Here is a 17511-nt window from a genome sequence, read left to right as displayed (position 1 = left end):
GTCAACAGTTGTTCGGTTCTCCGATCTTGACCGCCGACAGCACGGCTTCGCCCTCGCCGATGAGGACACCGGGAGCCGGATCCTGTTCGACGACAATCCAGTTCGAATCGTTGACCTGCATACGGCCCTCCCCCGACGCGTCCGCACTGCGGGAGTAGAAGACACCGGCCGCCTGTATCGCGTTCTGCGCTGACTGCAGATTCATACACACAACCGGAGGCATGTAGGCGGGGGCTGCGGGTGCGGGCCTCTCGACCGTCGGGGTATCGGGGATGACGATCCTCGGCACAACGGTGGAGCGCGTGAGGCCTCCCCCCGGCACCGCCTCGACGTCCGTGCCGACGTCTGCGCTCGGAGTGCTGCATCCCGCCAGCATCGGCAACACGGCAATGCAAGCCGCGAGCACATGCCTTCTCGTCGACATTGCGACCTTTCGTTACGACAAACCCCCACCACAGCAGCCGTCTTCTATGGATCTCCCCTTGCGTCGATCCGTTACCGGTAGCGTTTCCGTACACCGTACGGTAGGCTGCGGCGGCACTGCGTGAACCAACGTGGGTGTACGCCCTTCGGGGCGCGGCGAAAGGCAATCGACAACGCGATGACCGAGCCCCAGCTTGTGCTACAAGACCAGCCACCTATTGATCCCCTGTCCACGATCGTCGTGCGTGGAGCCCGGGAGAACAACCTGCGCGACGTCGACCTCGATCTGCCGAAACGCTCGCTGGTCGTGTTCGCCGGCGTCTCCGGGTCGGGCAAGTCGTCACTGGTGTTCGACACCATCGCTGCCGAAGCACAGAGGCAGATCAACTCCACGTTCACCGCGTTCGCGCAGACGTTTCTGCCGTCCTACGGCCGACCGGATGCAGATCTGATCGCGAACCTGTCGGCCGTCGTCATCGTCGATCAGAGGCGACTGTTCGGTGGCCCGAGGTCGACGGTCGGCACCATCACCGACATCGGAGACTGGCTGCGCATGCTGTGGTCCCGCGCCGTCACGCCCGACATCGGCTACGCCAACGCGTTCTCGTTCAACGACCCCGCCGGAATGTGTCTCGAATGCGAGGGGCTCGGCGAGGCGAAGATCGTCGACCTCGGCGAACTGGTGGACGAGTCGAAGTCGTTGCGCGAGGGCCCGTTCAAGCATCCCGACTTCGAGGTCGGCAAATGGCCGTACCGGGTGTTCGCCGACTCGGGCCTGTTCGATCTCGACGTCCCGATCGAGCAGTACTCGGCGCGCGAGCGTCACCTCTTCTTCGACGCCAAGCCCGGCGAGGTCGAGGTGACCAATCCCGACGCCGTCATGAAGAGCTACGAGGGCATCGTGTCGAGGTTCCGCCGAAGCTACCTCGCCAAGGACGCAGATGCGCTCAAGGGCAAGGCGAAAGCCGCGTTCGAGCGCATCGTCACGCGCGGCGTCTGCGAGGCCTGCGGCGGTTCCCGCTACAACGACACCATCCGCGGTGCCACTCTCGAAGGACTTTCCCTGCCCGACGCGTTCGCCATGCAGGTTTCCGAACTAGCCGACCGTATCGAACAATGGGACATCAAGGGCCTGCACTCCGTCACCACCGAAATCGTCACGCAGTTGACCAGGCTCGTCGATCTCGGCCTGGGCTACCTGAGCCTGGACCGAGCGACGTCCTCGCTCTCGGGTGGTGAATCCCAGCGCATCAAGATGGTTCGTCACCTCGGAGCCACGCTGAACGACATGCTCTACGTCTTCGACGAACCGACGACCGGTTTGCATCCTCGCGACGTCCACCGCCTGAACGACATGCTGCTCGCGCTGCGCGACAAGGGCAACACCGTCCTCGTCGTCGAACACGACCCCGAGGTGATGGCCATCGCCGACCGTATCGTCGAGATCGGACCGAGTGCCGGAAAGTCCGGTGGCACAGTGGTGTTCGAGGGAACCTTCGACGAGCTCCGCCGAGCCGACACCAGGACCGGCTCCGCGCTCCGGCGTGATGACGCCGAGATACGCACTCCCCGTGCGCCTTCGGGCTGGCTGAGCATCTTCGGTGCCACCACCCACAACCTGCGCGACGTCAGCGTCGACATCCCGCTCGGGGTACTGACAGCCGTCACCGGTGTCGCCGGTTCCGGAAAGTCGAGCCTCATCCACGGTCATCTGCGCGAGGCCGCGCCCGACGCCGTTGTCATCGACCAGGCACCGATCCGGGGCTCACGCCGTTCGTCCCCTGCGACCTACACCGGTCTGCTCGATCCGATCCGCGCGTACTTCGCCAAGAAGACCGGGCAACCGCCGTCGCTGTTCTCCCCCAACTCGGACGGCGCGTGCCCCGATTGCCAAGGCAGCGGCGTCATTTTCACCGAACTCGGATTCACCGATCCCGTGACGAGCACCTGCGAGACGTGCCAGGGCAGGAGGTTTCGATCAGGCGCGATCAGACACACCGTCGACGGCGTCAGCATCGCCGACATCTTCGAGATGTCCGTCGAGGACGCGCAGGACTTCTTCGAGGTCAAGAAGATTCGAGACATTCTGCGTCGCTGCCGGGACGTCGGACTCGGCTACCTCTCGCTTGGACAGAACTTGTCGTCCCTGTCCGGCGGCGAACGGCAACGTCTCAAACTCGCCACCGAGCTGATCGGGTCGTCTTCGGTGCTGGTGCTCGACGAACCGACGACGGGACTGCACCCGTCGGATGTGTCGAACTTGGTTGCGTTGCTGTCCGGGATGGTCGACGAGGGCAGGTCGGTGATCGTCATCGAACACAACCTCGACGTCGTCGCCGCGGCGGATCACATCATCGATCTAGGTCCCGACGGCGGCCACAACGGCGGGCTGATCACCTTCACCGGCACGGTCGACGAGCTGGTGGCCTCGGACACCCACACCGGTAGGTACTTGGCACGGAGCCTGGGGCGTTGACCGCTCCCCGATAGTGTTGGCGTTCGAAGAGACACCGGACAACACAGGAGTGGCAGTGCAGCGTCGATCGGCACGAATGATCTCAGCCGGGTTCGCGGTCGTCGCGCTCGTAGCGGCGGGATGCAGCACCACGGAAACGGACGCGCCACCCGCCGCCGATCCGGCACCCGCGGCGAGTGGCGAGTTTCCGAGGACGATCACATCCGGCTCGGACGGCGGCTCGGTCACCATCGACGCTGCTCCACAGAAGATCGTGTCGCTGAGCCCAACCGCGACGGAGACGCTGTACGCCGTCGGGGCGGGCGACCAGGTGGTGGCCGTGGACGGTCAATCGGACTTCCCCGCCGATGCTCCGAAGACAGGGTTGTCGGCGTTCACCCCGAGCCTCGAAGCGATCGTGGCGTACAACCCCGATCTGGTGATCGCCTCCACCGACCTGGGCCTCGTGACGTCGACACTGGCCGAGGCAGGCGTTCCGACGCTGGTGCTGCCTGCCGCGACGAGCATCGACGACGCCTACTCGCAGATCGAGCGCGTCGCGGACGCCACCGGCCACGACGCCGACGGCGATGCCGTCGTATCCCGGACTCGTGACCGGATCGATGCAGCCGTCGCGAGCGTCCCGACCCGCGAGGCGCCGCTAACGTACTTCCACGAACTCGATGACACGTTGTACACGGTGACGAGTGCGAGCTTCGTCGGGCAGATCTACGGTCTGTTCGGACTCACCAGCATCGCCGACGGTTCCGACGCCGGCGACTACCCGCAGCTCGCCGCCGAGGCCGTGATCACGTCGAACCCGGATGTGGTGTTTCTTGCCGACGCCCAATGCTGTGGCGTCACAGCCGCTTCCGTCTCGTCACGACCGGGTTGGGGATCGATGACCGCCGTCCGCGACGGCCGGATCTTCCCGATGGACGAGGACCTGTCGAGTCGATGGGGCCCTCGTATCGCAGACCAGGCAGAGGCCGTCGCTTCGGTGCTTCGACAGCTCCCCGCCTGACCCGCCGCGGCGTTCCGACACCCGCTACCGCGGGATCGATCTACACCACGCTGTCGCGTCGCATGGCCTCGATCTCGTCCGCCGTACAGCCGAGTTCGGACAGTACGTCGTCGGTATCGGCCCCGTGCCGTCGACCGGTGTGCCGAATTCGGCCGGGGCTACCGCCCATCCGCCACATGACATTCTGCATACGGACCGGCCCCAGATCGTCGTCTTCCACGGTCGTCACCATCTCGATGGCATTGACCTGCGGATCCGACAGCAGTTCGCTGGGTTTGTACACGGGAGCGACTGCAGCACCTGCCTTCTCGAACTCGTCGATGACGACGTCCCGCGTCCGCTCGGCGATCCAACCCCCCACGTAATCGTCCAACAGATCCGCGTGCGCTGCGCGCTGCCGGCCGGTGGCGAACCAGGGTTCGTCGAGCACCTCGGGGTGGCCGACGAGAACGAGGACCCGCTCGGCGATGGAATTGGCACTGGTCGAGATCGCCAGCCAATGGCCGTCCGCCGTCTTGTACAGGTTGCGTGGTGCGTTGTTGCTGGACCTGTTTCCGGTGCGCTCCTGGTCGATACCCAATTGGTCGGCGTAGATGACGCCCGGGCCGACTGCGGCCATGATCGGGCTCAACAGGTCGAGGTCGATGACCTGCCCCTTGCCGCCGTTGTTGGTGCGGTGCAGCAATGCCATGGACACCGCCGACGAGCCCGCTATTCCGGCGAGGGAATCGGCGAGTCCGAATGCGGGGAGCGTCGGCGGGCCGTCGGCCTCACCGGTCAGGTGGGCGAAGCCACTCATCGACTCGACGAGTGTTCCGAACGCGGGCCTGGTGGAATACGGTCCGGTCTGCCCGAAACCGGTGACGCGCAACAGAATCAGGCCGGGGTTCACCTCGGACAGGACGTCGTATCCCAGCCCCCAGCGCTCGAGTGTGCCCGGCCGGAAGTTTTCGACCACCACGTCGGCCTCTGCCGCGAGACGCCGAAAGATCTCCGCTCCGCGCTCGTTGCCGAGATTCAACGTCATCGTCCGCTTGTTGCGGCTGATCATCGTCCACCACAGCGGGTGTCCGTCCTTGTCCAGACCGTGTCCCCGCATCCCGTCGGGCTTCGTCGGGTGCTCGATCTTGATGACCTCGGCACCGAAATCACCCAGGATCTGCGCGACGAGCGGCCCGGCGAGGATCGTCGAGATATCGAGTACCTTGACGCCCTCGAGCGGCCCCGTCACAGGTACGGGCGGTGCAGGTAGCGACCGGCGGGCGCGCCGGAGACGGCACCGTCAGCGAGCACACGCTGTCCGCGGACGAACGTGTCGGTTACCTTGGCACCGAGCTCGAAGCCCTGGAACGGCGTGTATTCCTGGGCCGACTCGGAGTCTTCGGGGCTCACGGTCCAGGTGTGATCGGGGTCGACCAGCGCGAGGTCTGCATCCATCCCGACGGCGATGTCGCCCTTGCCCGGCAGGCCGTAGCGCAACGCCGGGTTGAGGGACGTGAGCTCGGCGATCCGGCGCCAGCTCAGCCCGCGCTTGCGGCCTTCGCTGACCAAACCGGGGAGCAGGTACTCGGCCCCGCCGAAGCCGGACTTGGCGGCGAAGATGTCGCCGCGGTCCTCGGCGAACTTCTTCTCGTCCTTGCAGCACGCATGATCGCTGACGACCCAGTCGATATCGCCGGCCAGCAGGTGCTCCCACAACGCTTCGACGTCGTCTCGAGGACGCAACGGCGGGTTGACCTTGCCGCCGAGCCCGTAGGCGGTGTCGATATCTGCCAACAGGTGCCCGATGGTCACCTCACGACGGAAGTTCACGTGCGGGAAGGCCTTCGCCATCCGCATTGCCGCCGTCAGCGCCTTGCGCGAGGACAGGTGCAGCAGGTTGATGTTCGGCAGCTGCGTCTCGTCGGCCAGGAACGACGCGATCGTGACGGCGAGGCCCTCGGAGTGCGGTGGCCGTGACGCGCTGTAGGCGGCCAGTCCCTGCAGTGTGCCTTCTTCTTCGACGATCTTGGTGTACGCACTCATGATTTCGGCGGTCTCGCAGTGCAGCGACAGCGAGATGTGATCGGCCTTGTCCGGGAACTGTTCGCGCGCAGCCTGAATTCCGCGCATGACGAACTCGAAGTGCGCCAGATCGTAACGCTCACCCTTGGGCGTCATCAGGAACTCGCTCTGGTCGGTCGAGCGGCCGTGCAGGCCGTGGCTGCCGTAGAACATGAAGATCTTGAACGAGGTGACGCCGTGCTCGGCGATAAGTGCCGGGATTTCGTCGATGTGCCCCTTGGACATCGGTGCCAGGTGGTAGGCGTAGTCCACGTACGGTCGGCCCTCGGTGGCCTCGAGCACGGTCGGGAAGACGTCGGCGTAGGAGCCGCCGGTGTTCATGTAGTACTGCCCGGTACGCATGTAGGACAGCGAGGTGGTGACGCCGCCCTGCACGCAGGCCCGCGACTCGATTTCGGCGTCCTCACCGAGTGAGTTGTAGATACCCCAGTGCTGATGCGCGTCGACCACTCCGGGGAACGCAACCTTGCCTGCGGCGTCGATGACCGTGTCGATTCCGGCAGCATCGATTCCCGCTTCGATGCGGGTGAATTTGCCGTCTTCGATGAGAAGGTCGAGGAACTCCCCCTCGTCGGGAGCGGCCGATCCCGGTCGCACGACTCGGGCGTTGATGATCAACAACGTTGACATGATTGTCCTTTCGAGATTTTTCACTAGTTAGGAAGTTGTGAGAGAACTGGCCGCGAGGTACGCAAGCCCGAGCGCGGGCAACAACCCGTTGCCCGCCAGATAACCGGCGGCCCCGTGGCCCGAAATGCCCATTGCCGCACCGCCGGAGGCGAACAGTCCGTCGATTGCAGACCCGTCGGGCCTCAGTACTCGCGCGTTCTCGTCGACGACGAGGCCGCCCTGCGTGTGAAACAACGCGGGGACGATTTTGATGGCCGCGTACGGTTCGGTCAGGGTGTGCTCGAAAGAGCTGCGGCCGAACGGATCCGGCACGTCGCCCTGTGCATACCCTGCCACAGCCGCGAGTTCCTCTGCCACCGCCTCGTCCGGCAGGCCGGTCACGTCGGCCAGAGTTGCAGCGTCATCGGCCCACACTGCCGCACCGGAGGCCACCGTCTGCTCGAAGTCCTTGAACGACAGACACTTGTCGTAGACCTCCCTGTCGATGACGACCCAGCCCTCGGATCCGGGCCGAGCCGCGAGAGCGGCGGCATATTCGGAGTAGCCGGTAGTTTCGTCACCGAATCGGCGGCCCGTTGCGTCGATCACGATTCCGCCGTGCATCACAGTGGCCCAGCCGACGAGCGTCGTCGCCTTCTTCGAAAGTGCCGCGTGCCCCTGGTAGGCGTCGAGGTACGCCGCATCCGCTCCCAGCTTGCGCCCGATGGCGAGAGCATCTCCGGTGGAGTGCTCGCTACCGTGGTACCGCGCCGACGATATCTCCGGAGCGTGCTGCTCCACGAGAGCCTCGTTCGCGCCGTATCCGTTGGTGGCCAACAGTACTGCGCGAGTAGGGATGACCTCGGTGTTGCCGTCGGGCAGCGTGACAGTCACCGCGTCCACTCCACCGTCGAGGTCGACCGACACATCGGTGAGGCGCGCCGGAACCAGCATGTCGATCCGAGGCTCGGCCGCCACAGCGCGGGCGAGGTGATCGAGCATCGCGCTACCGTGTCGGCCTTCGACTGTGTGACAACGTAATCGGGAGTGCCCCGGGTACGCGAAGTCGGTCACCAACGCCAGCGGAAGCTCCAGATGATCTGCCAACCATTCCACCAAGGGAGCGCTGACGTCGGCAAGCGCCGTGGCCAACCGAGCGTCGGCTGTGCCCTTGGTCTTGCGCATCACGTCGTCGACGAACTGCTGCGGTGAGTCGTCGATTCCCGCGTCGCGTTGCCACCGCGAGCCCGCGCCCGGGATCATCGCGGTGGACATCGCCGTGTTGTTGCCGCGCCGGAAGTGTTCGCTCGCCTCGACCACCAATACGTCGAGACCGAGCTGAGCAGCCCTGAGCGCCGCGACGAGTCCGCCGCCCGCACCTGCAACGACGAGATCGGGGCCCTCCGCGCTCATGCGAGGACCTTCAATTCGCTGCGAAGTCCCAGCAGTCGAAGCGCCGTTGCTGTCGGGTCCACTACCCACGGAGACACCGGAGGATCCGTCAGGTCGACTGCCGAACAGGCGTTGATGGCGACGTCGCAGTGCAACTCGCGCGCGTGCTCGGACACTGCTCGTCCCCACGCCCGAGTATCGGCGATGTCGTGAACACCCAGTCCCAGAACAACAGTGGCCTCGGCGACGAGTCCATAGAAGCCGAGCCTGCGGTCCAGTTCGGCGGCGATGGCCTCGTTTCGGGCCAGAGCGCCGATGCGGCTTCCTTGGGATGCGTGGAACGACGCGGTCAGTCGAGTCAATCCGTACAGGGGTACAGCAAACGAGTCCGCTTCCTCTGCGCACAGATCCAGCACGCAGTCGGGCAGGAAGCCGTCTGCTTCGGTGTCGCGTAGAGCATGAAAGGCCGCAGACAGGACATCCTCGGAACGTCTGATGTCCAATTCCGTGTCGAGCGCATCGGGCGCGTCGGGTCCGATGTTGCGGAGTTCGACGGTGACGCCGGACGGGGCCAACTGGTCGTACCGACGCTGCCGACGAGCCAGTTCGGCCGAGTCGACGTCGATCGGGGTGAAAGCCAAGAGGTGCATGTGCGTGGGGCTCCTAAATGCCGAGGTACGCCGCTTTGACGCGTTCGTCGTGTGTCAGTTCGGAACCGCTGCCGGTCAACACGATCGAGCCGCTCTCGATTACGTAGGCGCGGTCGGAGATTGCCAGTGCCTGCGCGGCGTTCTGTTCGACTATCAGCACCGTCACGCCGGAGTCGCGGATGCGCACGATAGCGTCGAGAACCTCCGCGGCGAGTTTCGGTGCCAGTCCGACGGACGGTTCGTCCAGCGTCAGCACCCGGGGACGGGCCATCATGGCTCGTCCGATGGCCAACATCTGTTGTTGCCCACCGGACATGGTGTCGGCGCGTTGTTCCCGGCGTTCGGCGAGGATGGGGAACAACTCGAAGACCGAATCCAACGACGAGCGTACGGTTCCGTGCTTCTGCGAGTAGGCACCCATCTCGAGGTTCTCGGCTACGGAGAGGCTACCGAACAGCGCGCGGTCCTGCGCCACGTGGACCAGACCCGCCTTGACGATTCGGTCGGCACGCATGCCGTGAATGGGGTTTCCGTCCAACATGATTCGGCCACCTGACGTGGTGACGAGGCCGGACAACGCACGTAGCGTCGTCGTCTTACCCGCACCGTTGGCACCGATGAGCGAGACGATCTCGTTCTTGTCGACCCCCAGCGTCAGTCCGTGCAGAATCTCCAGCCTGCGGTAGCCGGCGTGGAGGTCGTCGATTTCGAGCATCATGCGGTCTTCTCCTCACCGAGGTAGGCCTCGACGACTCGTTCGTCGGCGACGACAGTGCGCGGGTCGCCCGAGGTCAACACAGCGCCCTCGTGCATGACGACCAAACGCTCGGACAACGCCATCACCGCTGCCATGATGTGCTCCACGAACATCACCGTCTGGCCTTGCTGATGCACGCTGCGCAACAGCTCGATCATGGGTGCGCGCTCGGCGGGGACGAGCCCTGCCAGTACTTCGTCGAGGAGGACGACCCGCGGCTCCATCGCGAGAGCACGCGCGAGTTCGAGTCGCTTCAACCCCGCCGTGGACATGGTCGAGACCTTGCCGCCGACCCGATCCGACAGTTGGACCCGATCGAGCACCTCGAGCGCGTGGCGTCGAGCATCTCTGCGCGACTTACGCTTCGACAGTGCAGCAATGGTGACGTTCTCGAGTACCGACATCGACTCGAACGGCCGCATCAGCTGGAACGTACGAACCAGACCGGCCCGCGCGATCTTGCTCGCCGGCCATCCGGTGATATCCGTTCCGTCGAAGATCACTCGGCCTGCTGTCGGGGGCTGCTCACCCGACAGCAGGGAGAACAGGGTCGTCTTACCTGCCCCGTTGGGGCCGATGATGCCGAGAAATTCGTGCTCGGGCACGTCGAGGCTGACCTCGCGTACCGCGTGGATCCCCGAGAAGGACTTGCTCAGGTTCTCGATGCTCAACAGGCTCATCGGTTCCACCTCTCACGGATCGTCCCGAAGATTCCCTTGGGCAGGAAGATCACGATCAGAATCAGGATCACCGAGTAGGCGGCGACGTCCAAACCGATTGTTCCTTGCAGGAATTCGAGGAATTGCGGCGGATTTCTGAGCAACTGGTTGATCAACTCGGACAGCGGCCCGATGACGGCGGCACCGATCACCGGACCCCAGATCGTTCCGATTCCGCCGATGACCGCCGGCACGATTGCTTCGACGGATACCGCCGAGCCGAAGGCCTGCTCGGGGCCGACGAAGAAGTAGTACTGCGTGTAATAGACGCCGGCGACGGCGGTCAGCGCACAACTCGCCGCGACGGCGATCAGCCGATACTTCATCGTGTCGATACCGAGCGATGCTGCGGCTGTCTCGTCGTCGCGGGTGGCCTGGACGAACTGGCCTGCACGAGAACGCGTGTAGAAGATGGTGCCGAGAACTGCGAGAGCAAGTATCACCAACGGGATCCAGAGGTAGTTGGCGCTGCCCTTCTCGAATTGCAGCATCCACCACGAATCACGAGGCAGGATCGGCACATTGAAGCCCTCGGTCTTGTTGAAGACCTCCAGGTTTTGTACCAACAGCAGGAACATCTGAGCGAAGGCGAACGTGGCCAGCGCGAAGTACGAACCGGCAAGCCGGTAACGCAGGCACAAATAGGCGATCAGTGTGCCCACCACAGCGGCGATACACGCGGCCACGATCATCGAGATCCACGGCGACACATCGTGTTCGACGAGCAGGAACGCACCGGTGTACGCACCGATGCCGAAGAACGCGGCGTGGCCGAAGCTGAACATGCCGCCGAAGCCGCTCATGATGTTCCAGGCCACTGCCATGATCGCGAAGATCAACGTGCGGACGGCCACCGTCTGCGCCTGCTCGCCCAGCATCAACGGCAATGCCGCGACGACGACGAATCCTATTGCCAGCGTGATCAGTTGGCGACGAAGCCACGTGTCCTTCAGTCGTGAATCGTCGTGCACCGGGGTGGGTGCGGTACCGGTCGTTGTCATCGGCGAGCTCCGTACAATCCTTCGGGCTTGAGAAACAGGACGAGGACGAACACCGCGAACACGAGGATCAGCGACCCCGTTCCGGGTAGGTAGAGCGCGCCGACCGTCTGCACGAGCCCGATGATCAGCCCGCCGATCACGGCACCGACGACGCTGCCGAGTCCGCCGAGAACGACGATGACGAACGCCAGAATCGTGAACTGCTCGCCGACCGACGGTGTGAGGCTGGTGAACGGCGTCATCAATCCGCCGGCCACAGCCACACAGGCCGCGCCGATTCCGAAGGTGAGAGCGTAGACCCGGCCGATGTCGACGCCGACGAGCTTGGCCCCCTCCGAGTTCGACGCAACTGCCCTGATCGACAAGCCGAGCGGCGTCCGCTTCAACACGGCGGTCAACGCAACGGCGACGAGCGCAGCACCGATGAACGCCACCACACGTGGCCATGATGCGACGGCCCCGAGCACGTTCAGCGAACCGTCGATCGGTGCCTGCACCGACTGTGGACGTCCGCCGAAGATCATCAACAGCACGTTGATGATCAACAGCGACAGACCGAGAGTGACCAGCAGCGGGCCGTCGTGGCTCCCGCTGATCGTCAGCTTGGTCAGCAACGTCGCCTGCACGATCATGCCGAAGACGAACATCAGCGGAACCGCCACGAGTGTCGCGACGTAGACCGGAAGGCCTGCCGTGGACAAGGCGTAGACGATGTACATGGCCATCGTCAGCATCGCTCCCTGGGCGAAGTTGACGATGCCGAGAACACCGAAGATGAGCGTCAACCCGACCGAGATCAATGCGTAGACGCCGCCGAGCAGCAGACCGGAGACGACCGCCTGGGTGACCAGTCCCTGGTCCTTACCACCGACGAAATAGATGACCGCCATGACGACGACGATTGCGGCCAGCACGGGAGCACCGGGGCCGAGACCCGGGAGTCCGCGCTTTCCCGCCTTGTCGACGGTTGGGGCCGTGGACGTCATCGTCCCGCCCCTACCGGGAACTCGATTGCGTCCGTTGCGAATTCTTCGGGGAAGACCTGGGCGATCGCACCGTCGCGTACCTGGGTGACGATGACGGTCGCGTTCTTGTTCTCACCGGTTTCGTCGAACTCGATCGGCCCACTGAACGCGAGCAACGGATCCTCGATCGAGACGCCCGCAATCGCGTCCCGCAGATCCTCGGGGTCGGTCGAAGCGCCGCCTTCCAAGCCGGCCGCGATAACCTCGACTGCCTGGTAGGACAACATCGCTGCCGTTTCCATGGGTCGCCCGTACTGAGCCTCGAAGCGTGCACGGATGTCGGTGACGCGGTCGCTGGTGGCATCGAAGTGGTAATTGGCACTGAGAACGCCTGCGCCGGCAGCACCGGCATCGCTCGGGAAGGAGCTGTCGTCGAACGCGCCGTTGGCAATTCCGTACACGCCCTTGACGTTCAGGTTCAACTGCTCGACCGCGCGAGCGATCAACAACCCGTCCGGGTAGTAACCGGTGGCGACGATGACATCGGGATTGGACACGGCTGCCTCCCGGACCTGGGTGGTCGCGTCCGAGAAGTTCGTTGCCGGATAGGTGATTTCCTGCACGGAGGAGATTCCCTGATTTGCTGCTTCGGCCTCGAAAGCGTCGAAGACGCTGTCGCCGAACGAGCCTTCGATGTGCAGATACGACACTCTGTCGATGGCCTGGCCGGTCTGCTCCTCGATCGCGGCGAGCGCCTTGGCACCGTCGGTGCCCATGCTCGAGGCATTCGGCTGCATGCGGAACGAATACTGGTAACCCTGTTCGAGAATCTTGTCGTCCACCGCGACGTCGATGACCAGGGGCACACGAGACCGTTCGGCGACCGACGCGACGTTCTGCGTCACGTCGCTCTGGTACGTACCGACGAGGGACACGGCACCGTCGTCGATCAAGCGTTGCGCCTCGCTCTGGCCGACTTCGGCCTTGCCCTGGCTGTCACCGGACACCAGTTCGAGCGACCGCCCGTCGAGGGCTGCGATGCCGCCTGCCGCATTGATGTCGGAAACTGCCAGCGCTGCACCGTCGTTCATCAGACCACCCACACCGGCGAGCGCACCGGTGGTGGGGTGCACCGAGCCGATCTTGATCGGCCCCGAATCGTCCGAACCCGATGAGGATCCACACGCTGCCGCACCCACGACCGCAACCGCTGTCAGCACACCTACGAGCTTCTTCATTGTTGTGTCTGCCTTCCGCACCCACCGGCGCCGAGTCGAACAAGAGGGCGGAACTCGATCGTTCCGCTGAGCGCACCATCAGATTGATGACTTTTCTCGCTGGAACCGAGTATGTCATGCATCACGCGCTCAGAACAGGACCTTTCGTCAAATTCTTGTTACGGGTATGGTTCGCCCAGCGGAACGCAGGCACATCCGAAAGGTGACACATATGGTCAGCAAGCCGGTACTGGAAACATCGACGGGCACGGAGTCGGCAGATCGTGTCGCCGATGTGCTCATTGCTTTCGCACAATCCGATCGGGCCCTGGGGGTTTCGGAGATCGCGCGCAGACTCGAACTGAGCAAGGCCGTCGTGCACCGAATCCTGCAATCGCTGGCGTCACGCTCGATCGTGCAGCCGGTCGTGGGAGAGTCGACATACGCCCTCGGTCCTGCGGCTATCGGCCTCGGAACCAAGGCGTGGAGCCAGCTGGACGTCAGGTCCGTCGCTGCCCCGGTCCTGCGTTCCCTGCGCGCTCAAACCCGTGAGACCGCAACTCTGTCGGTCCTCGTCGGACATCGACGCGTGTACCTCGACCAATACGAGAGCCCGCAAGAAGTGAAGATGGTGGTCGAGATCGGGCCCCAGTACGCCTTGCACTCAGGAGCATCGAGCCGCGCGATATTGGCCTTCCTGCCCGAACGCTTTGCGGTGGAGGCCTTCCAAGAGCTGCGGGCGCACTCCCCCGATGCCGACGAAAGTCGCTTCCACGCAGGACTTCAGGACATCCGCACCAATGGGTACGCCACCTCCACGAACGAGCGGAACACCGGAGCTGCCTCCATTGCGGCACCGTTCTTCGACGGGGCCGCACATGTACTCGGCTCTGTCAGTTCGTCCGGTCCGGCCTTCCGCTACTCGTCCTCGGCGGACGACGAACACATGATTCATGCCCGCCAGGTGGTCGCCGCCGCGACATCGATCACCCAGATCCTGGAAGCTCGTACAAGCCGATGACACTGTCCTCCGCCCGGTCGTTTCTCTATGTTCCTGCGGTCAAGCCCGAGCTGTTCGACAAGGCAGTACGAGGCGCGGCCGACGCCGTCATCATCGACCTCGAAGACGCAGTTCCGTTGCCGTACAAGGAACGAGCTCGCCACGACGTCGCGCAGTGGCTCGACATCACAGAGCCGACCGCCACCGAAGTGTGGGTTCGCGTCACCCCCGAATTCCTCGAGGAGGATCTCGACGCGGTAGGCATGGTGGGGATCACCGGCATCATGGTTGCAAAATGTTCGGTGGATTCGCTCACCCATGCCGACCGAATTCTCTTCGAGAGAGGGCTCCCCGATGTCGAATTGATCGGTCTCGTCGAAACCGCCCACGCACTGCGTGCCTTGCCGGAGATGACCCGCTGCAACCGAATTCGCACGTTCGGGATAGGCGAGGTCGACCTCTTGGCAGACCTGCGCATCACCCGCTCCGAGGACACGGCGACGGTGATCGACGGAATCCGCACGAGCATCGTGATCGACTGCGCTGCAGCTGGTATCGCAGCCCCGATCGCACCCACCTCGACGGACTTCCGAGACCTCGCCGGCTTCGAGACCACCACCGCACGGTTTGTCGAGATGGGCTTTCGAGCACGAACAGCACTGCACCCCAGCCAGGTGCCCATCATCAACGCCGCACTCACACCCACCGACGAAGATGTGAACGCCGCTCGGAGGTTGCTCGAGCTGTACGACGCAGCTCACGGAGGACCGACGGTCGATGACTCCGGCCGATTCGTCGACGAAGCCGTGGTTCGTGGAGCTCGGGAAGTCCTGGCTCGCGCGTAATGGATCGAAACTACTGCACCGCCCAGCCGAGAACTGGGCGGTGCAGCGCCTCTACTGGTTCTTCGATACCGTGAGGGGCGCAAGCAGTTCGGTGATGTTCGACAAGTCGCCGAGTGCATGGCAACGACCGGCCAACGCACCGAGCTCGGTCTCGCTCAGAAACTGTTGCGCGTTGCTGGTGAACTTGGCCGACACCTCCTCGAACGACAGTGGTCTTTCCGGACCACCGCGAGTCGTCAGGACTTCTTCGACGAGTACGGAACCGTCGGTCATCGTGGCCGTCAGGACCGCAGGGAACTGATGGGGGAAAATGGCGTCGCACCGTGAATCCGGCACCACCGAGACCTTTGCCATCAACTCCCGCCGCTGCGGATCGTTGGCCAACTCGTCGGAGTAGTCCTCGAGAGCGGCACCGAGTCCCCCACCGCCCAGCAGTCCGACGACCACGGCGTACGGGCCGCTGAACTGAGCCATGTAACCGGTTGCAGGAGTGCGCTTGACCTCGATCGGTTCACCGATCGTGCGCAGGTTTGCGGCCGGGACGCCCAGCTCCAATGTGCCGATGTCCTCCATTACGATTCCGCGCTTGCGGAGCGCAGCCCCTGCGTCGATGGCGGCATGGGTGAAGTGGTTGGCCGGATACGGCTTGAAGAATATGCCCGGAACCGCCCACTCGGTACCGAGGCCGGCGACTATTTCGTTTGCCCGGCCCGGTTCGTGCAACCAGGCTTGGAAGAACCCGAACCGGCCTTCGAGGACCGTCGGCGGGCCGGTGATCCCGTGCCTGGACAGTCCCGCGGCCGACAGTGCGGAATGCGCGGCCCACCCGCAGTGCATGCGCTTGACGGTTCCGCCGGTGCGGTTGGCCTCGATGATGCCCGATGCCATCGACGCCGCAATGCCCATGGTGTCGACGATCCCGGTCTCGGAGGCACCCCCGATGACGGCAGCCGCTACGGCACCACCCATCGCGCCGCAAATGGAGGTTGCGTGTTGGCCGTGCTCGAAGAACACCGAGTTCTTGGCGTCCGGGTCGAAGCCTGCCATGCCGAGCCGAACGCAGACCTCGAGGCCGATTGCGATGCCGCGCACCAGGGCGCGGCCGTCGGCACCGTGTTCCTGGGCAGCAGCCAAGGCAGCGGGAACCACGCTGGCGCTCGGATGCAGGATGGAGGGCAGATGTGTGTCGTCGAAGTCCAAGGAGTGCGCGAGCACCCCGTTGACGAATGCGGCGAGCATGGGCGGTAGCGCGACGTCGACTCCGATGGCTGTCGCCGTCGCAGTGCCACCCTGTTCGCACGCCCATGCGATGGCGGCGCGGCTGGTATCGAGATCAGTGGCCGCGACCGCGATTCCGAGAGTGTCGAGAACGCGCATACCGACCGAGGCCACCACATCTTCGGGCAGATCCTCGTATCGCGTGTTCACAGCGAACCGCGCCACCTGCTGCGCGAGGGTGAGTTCACTCATGCGGACGTCACCGCCAGAGGGCGAACCGGCGAGCCGGTTGCACCGAAAATGTTCAGCGGCACCAGCAGGAACGTGAACTCGAAGATTTCCTGACGCGACAGTTCTTCGAGGTCCAACGCTTCGATGATGTAGATTCCGCTCTCCACCAACAGCACTCGGTGTGCGGGCAGGAGGGCGTGACCTCCGCCGGGGGCGAGTCGTTCGAACGCGATGGTGTCGGCACCGGCCGCGTGCACCTGCAGGGCAGCGAGCCACTGAGCCCCGGCTTCGCTGACCCCCGGCACGCCGGAAGGGCCTCCGACGTAGGGCAGGCCTTCGTCGAAGAGCTGACCCCAGCCGCTGCGAATCAGCACTACGTCGCCGGTACCGATCTCGACCGACTGTGCAGCGCAGGCAGATTCGAGATCGTCGACCGTGATCTCGTAACCACCATCGCAGCGACCGACACCGAGAAGCCTGGGGATGTCCAGCAGTACACCGCGCCGGATCATCGGTGCGATGGTGTGCACGCCGTGCTCCACGTACTTTCCACCGAGGCAGGACTGACCCGCGTCGGCACCGCCGTGCAGTTTCCCGTTGTGACTCACGTGCGCAAGCGCGTCGATGTGGGTTCCGACGTGGGTACCCGTGGTGATCATGTCGTTGGCTGCGCTACCGCCGTCCGACCGTGTCATGTCCCCGTGTCTGCGCGGCAGCGTGTGCCAGAACTGCGGGTGATTGGGCGACTGCGGCATTCCCACCCGCAGCTGCCTCCCGAGATCCACCGTGTGCACGCCCTGCTGGACGGCATCGAGGAGTTGATCGGACATTGATTGTCTCCTTCTACTCGCTGAGCGCGCCGATCACGTCAGCAATGCGTTCGTTTCGCCAAGCGGAACATTGTGGAGCGACCCAGTTCACAGCGAAGCGATGCCGTCAGA

At 64.3% G+C, this 17511-nt stretch carries 16 protein-coding genes; 4 read left to right on the top strand and 12 right to left on the bottom strand.

Features of this window, described 5'->3' with window-relative positions; all coding sequences use genetic code 11:
- Nucleotide 1: 1 nt before the first annotated feature.
- Nucleotides 2-205: a hypothetical protein gene (locus E4P29_RS16575; RefSeq protein ID WP_045840953.1), complete on the bottom strand. Its 204-nt coding sequence runs from the start codon at nt 203-205 to the stop codon at nt 2-4.
- A 396-nt stretch (nt 206-601) separates the two neighbouring features.
- Between E4P29_RS16575 and E4P29_RS16570 the strand changes: the two genes are divergently transcribed.
- Both E4P29_RS16570 and E4P29_RS16565 read left to right on the top strand, forming a co-directional pair.
- Complete coding sequence (locus tag E4P29_RS16570) at nt 602-2899, top strand: excinuclease ABC subunit UvrA (RefSeq protein ID WP_135046314.1); 2298 nt, start codon at nt 602-604, stop codon at nt 2897-2899.
- 76 nt (nt 2900-2975) lie between these two features.
- Nucleotides 2976-3902, top strand: coding sequence for an ABC transporter substrate-binding protein (locus tag E4P29_RS16565; RefSeq protein WP_135046448.1), 927 nt, complete (start codon nt 2976-2978; stop codon nt 3900-3902).
- A 40-nt stretch (nt 3903-3942) separates the two neighbouring features.
- On the opposite strand, the gene E4P29_RS16560 is transcribed toward E4P29_RS16565, so the two are convergent.
- The 9 genes from E4P29_RS16560 to E4P29_RS16520 are packed head-to-tail and all read right to left on the bottom strand — an operon-like array spanning nt 3943 to nt 13297.
- Nucleotides 3943-5133 carry a CoA transferase gene (locus E4P29_RS16560; RefSeq protein ID WP_032369045.1) on the bottom strand — a complete coding sequence of 397 codons (1191 nt, stop codon included), beginning with the start codon at nt 5131-5133 and terminating at the stop codon, nt 3943-3945.
- Entirely contained in the window at nt 5130-6596 is a 1467-nt protein-coding gene (locus E4P29_RS16555) for a dihydroorotase family protein (protein ID WP_032384784.1), read from the bottom strand. Before E4P29_RS16555 ends, E4P29_RS16560 begins: the two co-directional genes overlap by 4 nt.
- Before the next feature lie 27 nt (nt 6597-6623).
- Nucleotides 6624-7988, bottom strand: a complete 1365-nt coding sequence (locus E4P29_RS16550) for an FAD-binding protein (protein ID WP_135046313.1) — start codon at nt 7986-7988, stop codon at nt 6624-6626.
- Nucleotides 7985-8617, bottom strand: coding sequence for a hydantoin racemase (locus E4P29_RS16545; protein ID WP_135046312.1), 633 nt, complete (start codon nt 8615-8617; stop codon nt 7985-7987). The genes E4P29_RS16550 and E4P29_RS16545 overlap by 4 nt, the downstream gene beginning before the upstream one ends.
- 13 nt (nt 8618-8630) lie before the next feature.
- Entirely contained in the window at nt 8631-9335 is a 705-nt protein-coding gene (locus E4P29_RS16540; protein ID WP_179273948.1) for an ABC transporter ATP-binding protein, read from the bottom strand.
- The gene (locus E4P29_RS16535; RefSeq protein WP_135046311.1) at nt 9332-10054 is read right to left on the bottom strand and encodes an ABC transporter ATP-binding protein; all 723 of its coding nucleotides are present in this window, start codon (nt 10052-10054) and stop codon (nt 9332-9334) included. Before E4P29_RS16535 ends, E4P29_RS16540 begins: the two co-directional genes overlap by 4 nt.
- A complete protein-coding gene (locus E4P29_RS16530; RefSeq protein ID WP_052056402.1) occupies nt 10051-11094 on the bottom strand; it encodes a branched-chain amino acid ABC transporter permease in 1044 nt (347 codons plus the stop codon). The genes E4P29_RS16535 and E4P29_RS16530 overlap by 4 nt, the downstream gene beginning before the upstream one ends.
- On the bottom strand, nt 11091-12080 hold the full coding sequence (locus tag E4P29_RS16525) for a branched-chain amino acid ABC transporter permease (RefSeq protein WP_135046310.1): 990 nt from the start codon (nt 12078-12080) through the stop codon (nt 11091-11093). Before E4P29_RS16525 ends, E4P29_RS16530 begins: the two co-directional genes overlap by 4 nt.
- The gene (locus E4P29_RS16520) at nt 12077-13297 is read right to left on the bottom strand and encodes an ABC transporter substrate-binding protein (protein WP_032369049.1); all 1221 of its coding nucleotides are present in this window, start codon (nt 13295-13297) and stop codon (nt 12077-12079) included. Before E4P29_RS16520 ends, E4P29_RS16525 begins: the two co-directional genes overlap by 4 nt.
- Nucleotides 13298-13508: 211 nt before the next feature.
- Between E4P29_RS16520 and E4P29_RS16515 the strand changes: the two genes are divergently transcribed.
- Together E4P29_RS16515 and E4P29_RS16510 are read left to right on the top strand one after the other, a co-directional pair.
- Nucleotides 13509-14297 (top strand): IclR family transcriptional regulator, encoded by a 789-nt coding sequence (locus E4P29_RS16515; protein ID WP_032384779.1) that lies wholly within the window; start codon nt 13509-13511, stop codon nt 14295-14297.
- Nucleotides 14294-15121, top strand: coding sequence for a CoA ester lyase (locus E4P29_RS16510; RefSeq protein ID WP_135046309.1), 828 nt, complete (start codon nt 14294-14296; stop codon nt 15119-15121). The genes E4P29_RS16515 and E4P29_RS16510 overlap by 4 nt, the downstream gene beginning before the upstream one ends.
- A 51-nt stretch (nt 15122-15172) precedes the next feature.
- Here the strand turns inward: E4P29_RS16510 and E4P29_RS16505 are convergent, their stop codons facing one another.
- Nucleotides 15173-16591: an MmgE/PrpD family protein gene (locus tag E4P29_RS16505; protein WP_135046308.1), complete on the bottom strand. Its 1419-nt coding sequence runs from the start codon at nt 16589-16591 to the stop codon at nt 15173-15175.
- Complete coding sequence (locus E4P29_RS16500) at nt 16588-17400, bottom strand: cyclase family protein (RefSeq protein ID WP_027497869.1); 813 nt, start codon at nt 17398-17400, stop codon at nt 16588-16590. The genes E4P29_RS16505 and E4P29_RS16500 overlap by 4 nt, the downstream gene beginning before the upstream one ends.
- Nucleotides 17401-17511: the final 111 nt, after the last annotated feature.

Source organism: Rhodococcus sp. 1R11, assembly GCF_004563845.1.
In the GTDB taxonomy this organism is placed as follows: domain Bacteria; phylum Actinomycetota; class Actinomycetes; order Mycobacteriales; family Mycobacteriaceae; genus Rhodococcoides.
Note: the sequence above shows the minus strand (reverse complement) of the source record. Positions and strands in the feature narration are given on the sequence as shown.